14 protein-coding genes are annotated in these 12,597 nt (G+C 68.7%); 5 read left to right on the top strand and 9 right to left on the bottom strand.

Going from position 1 to position 12,597, the window contains the following annotated elements:
- The 4 genes from ACFYP5_RS22255 to ACFYP5_RS22240 form a co-directional block, all read right to left on the bottom strand.
- Positions 1-200: ATP-binding cassette domain-containing protein (locus tag ACFYP5_RS22255; protein WP_389038655.1), on the bottom strand; the 200-nt coding region annotated here is incomplete at its 3' end.
- A gap of 74 nt (positions 201-274) precedes the next feature.
- The gene (locus ACFYP5_RS22250) at positions 275-1,117 is read right to left on the bottom strand and encodes a DUF4097 domain-containing protein (protein WP_389038652.1); all 843 of its coding nucleotides are present in this window, start codon (positions 1,115-1,117) and stop codon (positions 275-277) included.
- Between the two features lie 80 nt (positions 1,118-1,197).
- A complete protein-coding gene (locus tag ACFYP5_RS22245) occupies positions 1,198-1,716 on the bottom strand; it encodes a hypothetical protein (RefSeq protein WP_389038649.1) in 519 nt (172 codons plus the stop codon).
- Between the two features lie 443 nt (positions 1,717-2,159).
- On the bottom strand, positions 2,160-2,651 hold the full coding sequence (locus tag ACFYP5_RS22240) for an FBP domain-containing protein (RefSeq protein ID WP_389038646.1): 492 nt from the start codon (positions 2,649-2,651) through the stop codon (positions 2,160-2,162).
- Positions 2,652-2,722: 71 nt separating this feature from the next.
- Here ACFYP5_RS22240 and ACFYP5_RS22235 point away from each other — a divergent pair, with 71 nt between their 5' ends.
- Both ACFYP5_RS22235 and ACFYP5_RS22230 read left to right on the top strand, forming a co-directional pair.
- Positions 2,723-3,292 carry a TetR/AcrR family transcriptional regulator gene (locus ACFYP5_RS22235; protein ID WP_389038644.1) on the top strand — a complete coding sequence of 190 codons (570 nt, stop codon included), beginning with the start codon at positions 2,723-2,725 and terminating at the stop codon, positions 3,290-3,292.
- Between the two features lie 93 nt (positions 3,293-3,385).
- Positions 3,386-4,564 carry a GDSL-type esterase/lipase family protein gene (locus ACFYP5_RS22230; protein WP_389038641.1) on the top strand — a complete coding sequence of 393 codons (1,179 nt, stop codon included), beginning with the start codon at positions 3,386-3,388 and terminating at the stop codon, positions 4,562-4,564.
- An 11-nt stretch (positions 4,565-4,575) separates the two neighbouring features.
- Here the strand turns inward: ACFYP5_RS22230 and ACFYP5_RS22225 are convergent, their stop codons facing one another.
- The 5 genes from ACFYP5_RS22225 to ACFYP5_RS22205 all read right to left on the bottom strand — a co-directional run bounded on the left by ACFYP5_RS22225 (position 4,576) and on the right by ACFYP5_RS22205 (position 7,612).
- Positions 4,576-5,388: a MerR family transcriptional regulator gene (locus tag ACFYP5_RS22225; RefSeq protein WP_389038638.1), complete on the bottom strand. Its 813-nt coding sequence runs from the start codon at positions 5,386-5,388 to the stop codon at positions 4,576-4,578.
- 317 nt (positions 5,389-5,705) lie between these two features.
- Complete coding sequence (locus ACFYP5_RS22220) at positions 5,706-5,909, bottom strand: cold-shock protein (RefSeq protein ID WP_030932662.1); 204 nt, start codon at positions 5,907-5,909, stop codon at positions 5,706-5,708.
- 475 nt (positions 5,910-6,384) lie between these two features.
- Positions 6,385-6,912, bottom strand: coding sequence for a SixA phosphatase family protein (locus ACFYP5_RS22215; protein ID WP_389038635.1), 528 nt, complete (start codon positions 6,910-6,912; stop codon positions 6,385-6,387).
- Complete coding sequence (locus tag ACFYP5_RS22210) at positions 6,909-7,091, bottom strand: hypothetical protein (RefSeq protein ID WP_389038632.1); 183 nt, start codon at positions 7,089-7,091, stop codon at positions 6,909-6,911. Before ACFYP5_RS22210 ends, ACFYP5_RS22215 begins: the two co-directional genes overlap by 4 nt.
- 92 nt (positions 7,092-7,183) lie before the next feature.
- Positions 7,184-7,612, bottom strand: a complete 429-nt coding sequence (locus ACFYP5_RS22205) for a nucleoside deaminase (RefSeq protein WP_389038629.1) — start codon at positions 7,610-7,612, stop codon at positions 7,184-7,186.
- Positions 7,613-7,784: 172 nt separating this feature from the next.
- Between ACFYP5_RS22205 and ACFYP5_RS22200 the strand changes: the two genes are divergently transcribed.
- From ACFYP5_RS22200 to ACFYP5_RS22190, 3 genes are all read left to right on the top strand, one after another.
- On the top strand, positions 7,785-8,258 hold the full coding sequence (locus ACFYP5_RS22200) for an Lrp/AsnC family transcriptional regulator (protein WP_389038626.1): 474 nt from the start codon (positions 7,785-7,787) through the stop codon (positions 8,256-8,258).
- A gap of 1,037 nt (positions 8,259-9,295) precedes the next feature.
- Positions 9,296-10,786 carry a cytochrome P450 gene (locus ACFYP5_RS22195; protein WP_389038624.1) on the top strand — a complete coding sequence of 497 codons (1,491 nt, stop codon included), beginning with the start codon at positions 9,296-9,298 and terminating at the stop codon, positions 10,784-10,786.
- Between the two features lie 766 nt (positions 10,787-11,552).
- Entirely contained in the window at positions 11,553-12,584 is a 1,032-nt protein-coding gene (locus ACFYP5_RS22190) for a 7-epi-alpha-eudesmol synthase (RefSeq protein ID WP_389038621.1), read from the top strand.
- The last annotated feature ends 13 nt before the right edge of the window (positions 12,585-12,597 follow it).

Raw genomic sequence — 12,597 nt, 5'->3', positions numbered from 1 at the left:
GAGAGGATATTCACGACGGTGGTCTTGCCGGCGCCGTTCGGCCCGAGCAGGGAGAAGATCGTGCCTTCGGGGACGGTCAGGTCGATGCCGTCGAGGACGGTCTTGTCCCCGTACGACTTGCGCAGACCGACGGTGGAGACGGCGGCAGGCCACCGCTGACCGTCGAGCTTATTGGACGTGGGCATGACAGAAGAAGGCATGGAACCCTCCCGTTCGATGGCTGAAGCAGCTAAGGAGATGAGCGAGTTGAGGGTGGCGCGGGGTACAGCGGCGCTCAGCCCTTGGCGCGGCGGACGTCGATGTTGCCGTGCCGGGTGCGGGCGCGGACCTTGACGGTGTCCTCGGTCTTCTCCGGGGCCTCGGACGCGGTGAGCGTGTTGCGCACCTGGCCGGAGCCCGAGCTGACGTCGAGCCAGGCGGCCGTGCCCTCACGGACGCCGACCTCGATGGCACCGTAGGAGGTCTCCAACTGGACGGCGCCGCGGGCCACGTCGCCCACGCGTAGGGTGCCGTGGGCCGTGGTGGCGGTGACCGAGTCCTCGGCACGCCGGATCTCGATGTCGCCGTTGGCGCCACTCACCCGCAGCTCCCCGGTCGCGGCGTCCACGGTCGTGGTGCCGTGCGAGTTCTTCAGGACGGCGGGGCCGTCGACGAGGCCGACGCGCAGGCTGCCGGAGCTGGTGCTGATCTCGGCCATGCCCTCGACCCGGTCCACGGTGATCGAGCCGTGCGACGCGGTCAGCTGCAGCGGGCCGGTCGTGTCCAGGCGGACGTCACCGGAAGAGGTCTTCACGCGTACCTCGCCGAGCCGGCCCTCACCGAGCACCTGGACCCAGGCTCCGGTCATGTCGATGCGCGAGCCCATGGGCAGTTCGACCGTCACGTCGACGGTGCCGGTGCGACCGAACAGATTGGACTTGGGCGTCCTGATGGTCAGTACGCCGCTCGCGTACGTGACCTCGGTCTGGTCGGCCGCCCGCAGGTCCTGCTCCCGCTTCGGGTCGCGGGGCCGCACGTCGACGACGGTGTCGAGGCGGTCGCCCGCGGTGAACTGGATGGAACCGGCCGCCACGTGCGCGGTGACCGAGATCGGTTCGGAAGTGTCGAAAGAAGGCATGGCTGTCCCGTCCTCTTGGCTCTTTGGGACGTCCCCGCTGGTGGGACGTGGCGTGGGTGAAACGGTGCAGGCAGGGGCGGCTAGCGCACCCAGCCCGTGAAGCTCTGTCCGACGGTCTGGGCCTTCTCCGTCGTACGCGGCCGGGTGCCGCCGTCGACCGCGGCCGACACGGTGCGCACCAGCCACGCGTTGACCGACAGGCCCTCGCGGCTCGCGGCCTCCTCGGCGCGGACCTTGAGGTGAACCGGCAGACGCAGATTGACGCGAGCGGTGCCGCCCTCGTCACCGTCGGCCGGGGCCGGGGACCTGAGCGGCTCGACGGGCGCGGCCGGCTCCGTCGGAGCGCCTCCGTCGGTGGGCGGCAGTGTCACCACGAAGTCGGGGTCGAGCCCGCGCAGCCGTACGTCGACCGAGCCGGGGGCGAGTTCACGGGTGATCTCGTCCATCGCGGCGGAGAGCACATTGAGCATGGTCAGCCGAGTCGCCGACTCCAGGGGAGCGGTGAGCCTCTCCGCCAGCTCGCGGGCTTCTGCACCGCCGGCTTCGGCGGCCACCGCAAGTTCGCGGCGGAGGGTGTCGACATACGGAGTGAGGTCCATGACGCCATAATGGCACCATAATGGCTCCACGCACAAGCCATGAGGCGACATCTCCGGTTCGACGACCAACGAATCCAACCCTGACCTGCGAAAACATCATGGCGCCCACATGTCCGATCGTGACGTCAAGCGTGCTCACGCGCCTTTGGTTGCGCGGATTGGCGCCACGCGGCACCGGATGGCGCCAGATGGCGCTAAGCCGCGCCACCCGACGCCATGCGATGCCACAAGAAGGCGGCCCGCCCCCGTCTCTCACGGCTACCAGCGGGCCGAGCCCACCCACCCAGCCCTTCGCCTCCCGACCACGCGCCGCACATCGGCCATAACGGCCGGCCCAACCATCGAGCCGGATCACGCCGGCGAGCGGTGTCACTGCGTGGTCTCGCCCGCGGCGCCAGGGCTCGCCGTGCACGGGAGTGGCGCGAAGGGCGAGGCCGGGTGGTTCATGCGGTGACCTTGACGATGAACCTCGCGAGGTTCACGACGGTCCGCTGGATCTTCTCCTCCAGGGTGAGCGACTCATGGAGCCGTGCGCCGACACCCGCGTCCTTCTTGCCCCGCACGTACAACGAGCAGGCAAGGTCGCTGCATATATAGGCGCCCACGGAGTTGCCCTGCTGGCCGGCCCTGCCCGCCTTCGCGGCGACCATCAGCGAGACACCCCCGGTATGGGTGGTCACACACATCGAGCACATGCTGCGCCGCATCTGCCACGAGGCGGCACCGGGGCAGCGCAGGGCGAGCGCCACCGGGCGACCGTCCAGCTCGGTGACGAGGTAGGCACGCTCGGGGGCCCGGGGGTCACGCCAGCCGAAGAAGTCCAGGTCGTCCCAGGGCCGCTCGGCCAGGTCGCGAGGGACGGACAGGCGCTTCGCCTCGCCCTTGGTGCAGTTCACGAACGCGGCACGGATCTCTTGCTCGGTCAGCGGTTTCATGAGCGGCACGTTAATTTGCCTAAAGGTGTTAGGCAAATGCATAATGGTTGTCGCTGAATGGGAGGAAGATTATGGCTCGAGCAGGGCTGACCACGGAACGTCTGACCCTTGCCGGGGCGGAACTGGCCGACGAGGTCGGCTTCGACCACGTGACCGTGTCGGCGCTCGCCCGGCGGTTCGACGTCAAGGTCGCGAGTCTGTACTCGCACCTGAAGAACTCCCAGGACCTCAAGACCAGGATCGCCCTGTTCGCGCTGGAGGAACTCGCCGACCGGGTCGCCGCCGCCCTGGCCGGGCGGGCCGGCCGCGACGCACTGGCCGCCTTCGCAAATGCCTACCGCGACTACGCCCGGGAACACCCCGGCCGCTACGCCGCGGCCCGGCTCAGGCTCGACCCCGAGACGGCGGCTGCCAGTGCCGGCGTTCGGCATGCACAGATGACGCGGGCGATCCTGCGCGGCTACGCCCTGACGGAGCCGGACCAGACGCACGCGGTCCGGATGCTGGGCAGCGTCTTCCACGGCTACGTCAGCCTGGAGATGGCCGGAGGCTTCAGCCACACCGCCGTCGACTCGCAGGAGACCTGGTCCTGGATCCTGGACCACCTGGACACCCTGCTGCGTAACTGGACCACACCCTGACCAGCAAAAAACCGCACCGCCGGACACGGTCCGGCGCGCCGTGCACCGGTGCATCCGCACAATCCGAGAAAACTTGATCAACAGGCGGGGACGATGAACACCGATCATGACTGGATCACCACACCTGTCACCGCGGACCTGCTGCGCGGCTTCCTCGACGTGGAACGGACCGCGCACGGCCTGCTGCCGCATCGCCTGCCCGCTCGGGCTCGTCGGCAGATCCCTGACAACCAACTGGCCCTCGCCGAGTCCCAGCCCTCCGGCGTGCGGCTGGCCTTCCGCACCCGGGCCACCACCATCGAGCTCGACACGCTGCCCACCAAGCGGGTCTACCGAGGTTTCCCGGCCCCGGCGGACGGCGTATACGACCTGCTGGTCGACGGCCGACTCACCGCCCAGGCCACAGTGACCGGTGGGAACGTCCACACGATCACGGACATGGTCACCCAGTCCGCCGAACTGCGTCAGGGACCGGCGGGCACCGCCCGGTTCACCGATCTGCCGGGGCGTGACAAGGACGTCGAGATCTGGCTTCCGCACACGGAGATCACCGAGCTGATCGCCCTGCGGACCGATGCCCCCGTCGAGCCGGCACCGGACAACGGGCGCAGGGTGTGGCTGCACCACGGCAGTTCCATCAGCCACGGCTCGAACGCGGCCCACCCGACCGCCATCTGGCCGGCCCTGGCCGCAGCCCAGGGCGCGGTGGAGCTGGTCAACCTGGGGTTCGGCGGCAGCGCGCTGCTCGATCCGTTCACCGCGCGTGCGATGCGGGACACCCCCGCGGATCTGATCAGCCTCAAGATCGGCATCAATCTCGTCAACACGGACGCGATGCGCCTGCGCGCCTTCACCCCCGCAGTCCACGGCTTCCTCGACACCGTCCGCGAGGGGCATCCGTCCACGCCGCTACTGGTCGTGTCCCCCATCCTGTGCCCGGTCCAGGAGGACACCCCCGGCCCCCTGGCGCCCGACTTCGACGGCGGGACCTTGCGGTTCAAGGCCACGGGCGATCCCGCCGAACGCGCCGCCGGACGCCTGACACTCAACGTCATCCGCGACGAACTCGCCCGGATCGTCGAACAGCGGGCGGCCGACGATCCGGACCTGCACTACCTCGACGGCCGTGAGCTCTACGGCGAGAAGGACTACGCCGAACTGCCGCTGCCCGACGAGGTCCATCCCGACCCCTCAGGACACCGCCGCATCGGCGAGAACTTCGCGCGGCTCGCGTTCGGTGACGGCGGCCCGTTCGCCGCCAAGACCGGCTGATCAAATCGCGGTCACGCAGACCGCGAGGCGGTCATACGGGCCTTCCGAAACAGGCCGGCCAGCATTTCGGTGGCGCTCTCCGGCGCGCGCACGGTCAGTTTCAGGGCATCGGGAGTCAGATGCAGGGTGAAGTCGAAGAACGCGCAGCAGCCCTGTTCGGCTGCTGCGAGCGCAGCGAGCCGGCCGGCGAGCTCGGCGTCCGGCGGGAAGGACATCCGTAGCCCGTCTTCGATCGCCTCGTGCTGTTCCGCCTTCACGACGAGCGCGCGCCACTGCTCGGTGCGCTGGCCCAGTTCGGCGCCGACGAGCGTGCAGGCGACCGAGGCCTCCCGCCACGCCTCCGGCTCGGGTTCGGGCGCCGGGCCGCAGGCGCGGCGAGTCGGTGAGAGCGTCACCGGCACTGGTCCGGCCGCCCGGGCGCTGGTCGTGGTGCAGCCGCAGTCCGGGCCGCACGCACCCGCCGGCGCCGGGCCCGCAAGGTCGGCATGCACGGTGGTCAGGTGGGAGGAGAAGGCGCGCAGCTCCGCGATCCTGCTGTCGGTGTCATGGATCCGGTCGGCCACGAGCGGCAGCATCCGGGCCCGCACCGAGGCGCACACGCCTTCCTCGCGGACATCCAGAAGGTCGCGGATTTCCTCCAGCGCCAGGCCCAGCAGCTTCGCCGAGGAAATGAATGCCAGCCGCTCCACCGCGCCCTCCCCATAGACGCGATACCCGGATGCGGTCCGCTCGGCCAGCAGCAGTCCGGCGGTCTCGTAGAAACGCAGCGTCGTGGCCGGGAGACCGGATCGCTCGGCCAGCTGCGAAATGCGGTAGTCCGTCACACCGCCGACGGTAAACCTTCAACCCAACTCGAAGGTCAAGCCCAACCGTCCGACGTTCTCGTCGTACCCGGACACCGAGCGCGTGTGGCGTGCCGCGCGGCAAGGGCACAGCGGGTTGCCGCCGGCTGCGTACCGGACAAGTGGGCTCGTCCGGCGGCGTTGCGCGAGAGTATCGACGCAGCCTCCCGGCTTCGCTCGTCGCGCGGTGATCGGTGATCGGTGTCACTGGCACCGGGCCCCGGCCCGCCGCGTGGGGACGGGATGCGCACGGCTCCCGGAACGTGAGTTCCGGGAGCCGTGGAATGCCCAGTCGCCGGTCAGGCGACCGTGATGTTCTCCGCCTGCGGGCCCTTCTGGCCCTGGGTGACGTCGAAGGTCACGGCCTGGCCTTCCTGGAGCTCACGGAAGCCGTTTGCGTTGATGTTGGAGTAGTGCGCGAAGACGTCCGGTCCGCCGCCGTCCTGGGAGATGAAGCCGAAACCCTTTTCGGAGTTGAACCACTTGACGGTTCCGCTGGCCATGCTCGTGCCTCTCAGTCGATATCGGATCCGCACCGCGCGAACCCGGAGGTGATCGTCCTGGTCCCGCACTGCACAGCAAAACGCCCACGCCAGGGCGCGGGCAGGAACTGCGAACCACGACATCTGACCACGACGTTACACGGCGGAACCGGCCCCCACCAGAGAGCAACGGCCATGATCCATGCCAGGTCGCCGGCGGCGGACGGCAGCGCCCGCGTGCGCACCGGCCGCATCTTCGCGGTGCCCGGTCGAGCCGGTCGCCGTCCGTCGCGCCCCGGGCGGCCCTCCGCCCCCGTCCCTCCCGTCGCAGCTGTCACCCTCGCGAAGCCGTCCAGCCGATCTCCTCACCCCCGTTCACGACGCTCGAGCTGCCCTTGAAAAGCGGGGTCAGCTCTCCCTCATTCGAGTGACCAGCGGCCGGTGCAGACGGTCAGGCGAGCCGCATTCGCACCGCCGCGCGTCGGCGCCACCCCTGTCACGACTTCGCGCCGCGGGGCACGACCATCTCGGTCAGCCGGGCAGCACCCGGCTCCAGGTCCGACCACGCGCCGGGCAGGCACAGCACAGCGATGGCGGACGTCGGGAACTTCGCACGCGTCTGCTCCAGGGCACGGCCGTCCCCCTCACCGGCGAGCATCAGGACCAGGTCCTGCACGCCGGGGTTGTGCCCGACCAGCATCAGCGTCCGTACACGCGCCGGGATGTCCCGTACGACACCGAGCAACTCCCCGGCGCTCGCGTGGTAAAGGCGTGCATCGTGGGTCACCGCCATGGTGGCATCGAGCTCGTTCGAGACGAGGTCCCATGTCTGTCGGGTACGGCCGGCGGTGGAGCACACGACGGCATCAGGAACGCAGCCGGCCTCACGCAGCCAGCGGCCGGCCGCCGGGGCATCACGACGGCCGCGCGGGGCGAGAGGCCGCTCGTGGTCGGCCACACCGTCGGGCCAGGCCGACTTGGCATGCCGCAGCACCACCAGGCGTCGCAAGGCGCCCGACGTCACGATGTCACCTGCCGCCGGTGACCGACCTCGCGCACGAGGTCCAACCCCAGAACACGGCCCGGACGAACAAGTACCGCGAACCTGGAATCAGCCGGCACATCCACATCCACATCCACATCGTCGACGCTGCGCCACATGTCCAGGACGTCGGGGGCACCGGGATCGTCGAGCACGGTCATGACCCGGCCGGGCGCCCGGACCTCCTCCTCCGGGAGCCGGCGATCACCGCGACCGAGAGGAACAGCCAGGAGACGGCCGCGATCCCAGTCGGTCATCGGTAGTACCCCTCGACCACGGCCCGCACCTCGTCGAGCAGCGCGGGACCGTCCTGCGGCACGGGCGCCTGGCCGCTGCCCGGCCTGATGTCCAAGAGCTGTTCGCCGGACAGGGCGAACACCACCCGCCGTAGCCCCGCCCGCCGGATGACCGCCTCGCACATCTCGCACGGCTGACAGCTGGTGTACATCGTGGTTCCCGCCGCTGTGGCCGTGTCCAGCTCCCTTGCGGCCCACCTCGCCAGCTTCAGTTCCGGATGCGCGGTGATGTCCTGGTCGGTGAGGGTCGTGTTGTACTCCTCTGCCAGAACTGTTCCGTCCGGTCCCGACAGCAGCGAGCCGAACGGTGGGTTCCCGGCCGCGATTGCCTGATCCGCGAGCGCGATGGCCCGCCTGAGGAGGGCGTGGTCGTCGGGTGTGGTCATGACGGCTCCGTTCCGGTGCGGGGTGAGTGGAGGGCCGCTGCCGGGCCCGAAATCGGGAACGTTGACTCCGATCTTCACGCCGCCGAGCTTAGCCAGCGCGCACCGGACGCCAGAAGGACTTCCGGCCTGCTCAAAGGCTGATCGACCGTGGATCCGCCGGTATTCTGGGCGGATGACCGAGAGTCTCGACGCGACGGACTGGGCGATCCTGGCCGAAGTCCAACGGGAGGGCCGGATCGCCTTCACGGAGCTGGCACGGCGGGTGAACCTGAGCGCGTCGGCGACGAAGGAGCGGGTGCGGCGGCTGGAGGCGGCCGAGGTGATCACGGGGTACCGGGCGGAGGTGGACCTGGAGCGGACCGGGTACGGGGTGCTGTCGGTGGTGCGGCTGAAATATCCGGGGCCGGGGACCCGGCACGAGCCGTTGCGCCGCCTGATTGAGGAGCGGTCGGAGATCCTGGAGTGCCTGCGCACCACCGGGGACGACTGCTACGTCCTCAAAGTGGCAACCACCTCGATGGCCCACCTGGAGGAGATAGTCGACGAACTGGCCCAGTTCGGGAGCACGACCACCAACCTCGTCCTCAGCCGGACCCTCCCGTTCCGCGGCCCTCGAGTGCCCGGGACGCATACCCGGCCACTTTGAGGAATCGCCTCGACGCACTCGGCCATGGCGGTGACGCCGAACGGCCACGGCCGTGTCAAGGCCATGATCCGAGGATGGCAAGCGGTCAGCATTCAGTGCCGCAGGGCACCGGCAAGGGGAACGGGGTCGGGCGAACGCCTAGGGGCTGTCCCGTAATCCCTGGCGGGCGCACGACGACAGCTGCGGCACCTCGCTGCGTTGTCGGAACGCCCGAATACGACCGGTATGGGGACGCCCCTCCGCCTTGCGATGCACCGCATCCGACGCCGCGGGCCGATCCACCAGGGATTACGGGACAGCCCTCAGAAGGGCGGGCAGCCCTCGCCCGAGATCGGCACGATCGTGAACTCACTCTCGTGAGCGTGGCTGGCCGGCTCCGTGCGAACTCGACGCTCCTGGCCGTCCGGCATACACAGTCGGAGCTCGTCACTGTCGAGCAGGTCAAAGATCCGGTTCGTCGGGACACCGCGCAGACTGCCACGCCAAACATCAGGTCCGACCATCAGCTCGGCCTGAACAGGGATCTGCAGATGCCCAGCGACCAGCAACGCATCGCCGTGATACCGACTCGCCATATGTCCCACAGTCCCGCCACCACCGCACCAGGGCAACCGCACGCCTTGCGCTTCGCCCCCGCTCACTGACACGGCGAGGTTGCGGACCGGCCGGCGGTGAACCGGCCGAGCTTGCACGGGCGGGTGCTCATTGTTTGGGCGCCGCCATCAGGAGGCGGAGGCGCAAGCGCTCGCACCGCGGCATGACCAGCACCGGGGCTGCGGCGGCTATGGGGTGTGGCGGCGCACTCGGCCTCCGCGCGGCCCTGTCGCCTGCTACTGACGGAAGCATGCGAGAAGGGCCGCCCGCACGTTCCGCAGTCGAGAGCACAGGGTCCTGGCACGTCCAGAGACGAGTTCCGTCAGTCCCCCGTGAGTGAACCGTGCATGTAACGCAAAGGTCTCCATCGGACGGCATTCCATGATCGCGACGTGGGAATGGTCCGGGCGTTGCCGATGCCCCCACAAGGAGTGATCCGTCCCATGAGCGCCCCCACGAGCACCTCCGCCTCGTCGACAACCCCCACCCCAACCGCACCGGGCGCCCTCCCGCTGATCGGGCATGCTCTCCAGGCCGCCCGCCGGCCGCTGCCGTTCATGACCTCACTTCGCGAGCACGGCAGCGTCGTCCGCATCCGTATCGGGCCCACACCCGCGTTTGTGGTCACTGACCCAGCCCTGACCCGCAAGGTCCTGGTGACCGACTCCGCGCATTTCGTGAAGGGCGGCAAGATCATTGATGCGCTGCGCATGTTCTTCGGTGACGGGCTCGCCACGGTCGCCGACGGCGACACGCATCTACGCAACCGGCGCCTGATACAACCCATGTTCAACAAGGCGCACATCGCCGATCGCGGCGCCGCCATGATCGCCCAGGTGCGGGACGTGGTCAGCGCCTGGCCTGCGGTTGTGCCGCGCGACGTGTACGGGGACATGAACGAGGTCGCCCTCTCCGCCTTCCTGGTCGCCCTGTTCGGCGCGGACCTCCCCGAGCATCTGGAGGGCGAGTTCGTCATACTCATGCCCGAGATCATGAAGGGGGCGATCCGTCAGACGATCCTTCCGCCGTGGATGACTCGCCTCCCGCTGCCCGCCAACCGTGCGCACGCGGACCGCGTGGCACGGCTACGCGCTCTCATCGACCAGGCGATCGATCACCACGCCGACCGGTCCCTGGGCCTGGCGCCCTCAGCCGAGGCGGTCTCAACCGATGCAGAACGGTGCCCGCATGCCGAAGCCCGAACCCAGGACCAGGGCGGACTCTTCAAAACCCTTCTGACCGCAGAAGTCCCCCTCACGCGGCAGCAACTGCAGGACGAGGCAATCACCTTGTTGACGGGGGCGATCGAGACCACCGGCACCACCCTGGCCTGGACTCTGTACGAGATCACTCAGGACGACGAGATACAGCGGCGCCTGCGCGAGGAGCTCACCGCTGTCTGCGGTGACCGCCCCCTCCGCTACGACGACATCGCTCAACTCCACTACGCCCGCCAGGTGCTGCAGGAAGCCATCCGCAAGTACGGGCCGGCCTGGATGGTGACCCGAACCGCAGCTCGTGACATCGGCCTCGGCGGCCATCGCATTCCCGAAGGGGCAGACGTCGTGTGGAGCCCCTACCTCCACCAGCACGACGCCCGCTACTTTCCCGACCCCGACACGTTCGACCCTGACCGCTGGACAGCCGAGCGCGCACCCGCCGCCCGTGGTTCGTTCCTCGCCTTCGGCGACGGACGCCGCAAGTGCATCGGCGAGAACTTCGCTTGGGCCGAACTCCAGATCATTCTGGCGAGTGTCCTCCAGGCCTGGCCTCGCTTCACACTCACCTCCCGCCCCCCGCGCACGCAGGCCGTCGTCACCGTCAAGCCGGACACCCTGGCAATGGCGTACTACCCGCAAGCAACACCGGAGGCGCGGGCGGGCGCCGAAGAGACGCGTCTGCCGCAGCCTCTGAAGTCCCGGCAAAATCAATAGGTGATGGGCATGCAGGGGGACGTGATTTTCGGTTCAGCTCTCCCACTTCACTACGGACCGTGATCCAGCCGACCGGCAAGAACGCGCACGAGAGAGTCGGCCCTGAGGCGCGGAGCGCCGGGGCAAGAGGCGGGCACTGTTGACCAGCTGCCCGCCTCGACTGCAAGTTGAGAGCATCCCAAGCGCTCCGGTGGGTCGCCTCACAGCCCTTGGCCGGACGATCGAAGTCGGCCGGCCGCAGGCGTGCCCAGGAGTATTTCGCCGGGACACTGTACGCGGCCTCCAAGCACGAGGCCTACCCGAAGTCGCGGCGGCCGAAGGCCGATCCGGTCAGTGAGCCATGTCCGGCCTCGATGAACGATTGTGTCTTCGAGGCAGTCAGCTCTTCGTGGGCGTGACGGTATTGGCTGATTTCTTGGGGTCCCGGCCGTTTCGGAGTTCGGGTCCTCCACCGTGAGGTTCGACGGCGGTCCGGCAGATGATGCCGACGAGCGCGTCCACGGGCGTCCCCGTTCTGACGGCACCGGGTCTCGGCAGCCTGCTTCAGCGGCGGCGGGATGTGCTGAGCCGCGTCCTGTGCAGAGTCACACCTGCATCACCCGTTGCAGAGATCACGGCATAGATCGTTTAGGCTCTGGGCAGTCTCGAAGCGTACTTGAGTCGTCAACTTCCGGCTCAAAAAGTGCAGTTCGAGTCAGTGGGCGTCAATTCAGATCGCCCTTTCGCAGGGGCGGGGGCCTGTGAATCGTCTCAAGAGAGGACGGCAATGCCGCAGGACGTCACTTTTGACCTCCCGTTCAAGACTCCCGTGAGCGAGCATCTCCAGTACGCCCGGGAGCGCCACTTGCGCTGGGTGTGGGAGATGGGTCTGGTGCGCAGCCAGGCCGGGTTCGAGGAGTATCAGTCCTGGGATCTGCCCCAGGCAGCGGCGCGGACCTACCCTTACGCCTCGGCCGACGACATGGTCGTGCTGATGAACTGGTTCTCTCTGGCGTTCTTGTTCGATGATCAGTTCGACTCCGGGAGTCCGGACCGTGCGGACCGAGTTGCCGAGGTCGCAAGGGAGTTGATTGCCACTCCGTTGCGTCCTGCCGGGACCGCTCCACGCGTGGTGTGCCCGATCACCGTGGCCTGGGCCGAGGTCTGGGCCCACCTCTCGGATGGTATGTCCCTCACGTGGCGGACACGATTTGCCGCCTCCTGGGGGCGGTTCCTCGTGGCGCACACCGAGGAGGTGGACCTGGCGGCCAGGGGTCTTGCAGGAACGCTCGGCCTGGAGGAGTACGCGGAGTTCCGCCGCCGGACGGTGGGTATCCACCACAGCATCGACGCGGGTGAGCGCAGCCGGGGCTTCGAGGTGCCGCCACAGGTGCAGGCGCACGAACTGATGGTCAGGATACGGGATCTGGCCGCGGACACCATCGGGTTCATGAACGACATCCACTCCTTCGAGCGCGAGAAGCGCCGAGGGGACGGCCACAATCTGATAGCCGTGCTCCACCGGGAGCGCAGCTGCAGCTGGGAGGACGCCGCCGCGGAGGCGTACCGGATGACCACCGCGTGCCTCGAGGAGTACCTCGAACTCGAGGCACGCGTGCCGAAGATGTGCGAGGAGCTCGATCTCGACACCGATCAGCGGGTCCAGGTGTGGATGGGTGTGGAGGCCATCCAGCACTGGATCAACGGCAACTACGAGTGGGCGCTCACCTCGGGCCGGTATGCCGCGGCGAAGGAGGGCCCGGCCGCCACCGCCGAGTTGGCGGGCAAGGGTTCGCTGGACGATCTGCTCGCGGTGTGACGTAAGGCTCTGC

This window comes from Streptomyces sp. NPDC005262 (genome assembly GCF_042872425.1).
Classification (GTDB): Bacteria; Actinomycetota; Actinomycetes; order Streptomycetales; family Streptomycetaceae; genus Streptomyces.
This window is presented reverse-complemented; position numbering and strand designations above follow the sequence as displayed.

Bases quoted from the DNA above. Each gene is read 5' to 3' on its own strand.
- ACFYP5_RS22250 (WP_389038652.1), bottom strand. From the start codon at position 1,117: ATGCCTTCTTTCGACACTTCCGAACCGATCTCGGTCACCGCGCACGTG.
- ACFYP5_RS22245 (WP_389038649.1), bottom strand. From the start codon at position 1,716: ATGGACCTCACTCCGTATGTCGACACCCTCCGCCGCGAACTTGCGGTG.
- ACFYP5_RS22240 (WP_389038646.1), bottom strand. From the start codon at position 2,651: ATGAAACCGCTGACCGAGCAAGAGATCCGTGCCGCGTTCGTGAACTGC.
- ACFYP5_RS22235 (WP_389038644.1), top strand. From the start codon at position 2,723: ATGGCTCGAGCAGGGCTGACCACGGAACGTCTGACCCTTGCCGGGGCG.
- ACFYP5_RS22230 (WP_389038641.1), top strand. From the start codon at position 3,386: ATGAACACCGATCATGACTGGATCACCACACCTGTCACCGCGGACCTG.
- ACFYP5_RS22220 (WP_030932662.1), bottom strand. From the start codon at position 5,909: ATGGCCAGCGGAACCGTCAAGTGGTTCAACTCCGAAAAGGGTTTCGGC.
- ACFYP5_RS22210 (WP_389038632.1), bottom strand. From the start codon at position 7,091: ATGACCGTGCTCGACGATCCCGGTGCCCCCGACGTCCTGGACATGTGG.
- ACFYP5_RS22205 (WP_389038629.1), bottom strand. From the start codon at position 7,612: ATGACCACACCCGACGACCACGCCCTCCTCAGGCGGGCCATCGCGCTC.
- ACFYP5_RS22200 (WP_389038626.1), top strand. From the start codon at position 7,785: ATGACCGAGAGTCTCGACGCGACGGACTGGGCGATCCTGGCCGAAGTC.
- ACFYP5_RS22195 (WP_389038624.1), top strand. From the start codon at position 9,296: ATGAGCGCCCCCACGAGCACCTCCGCCTCGTCGACAACCCCCACCCCA.
- ACFYP5_RS22190 (WP_389038621.1), top strand. From the start codon at position 11,553: ATGCCGCAGGACGTCACTTTTGACCTCCCGTTCAAGACTCCCGTGAGC.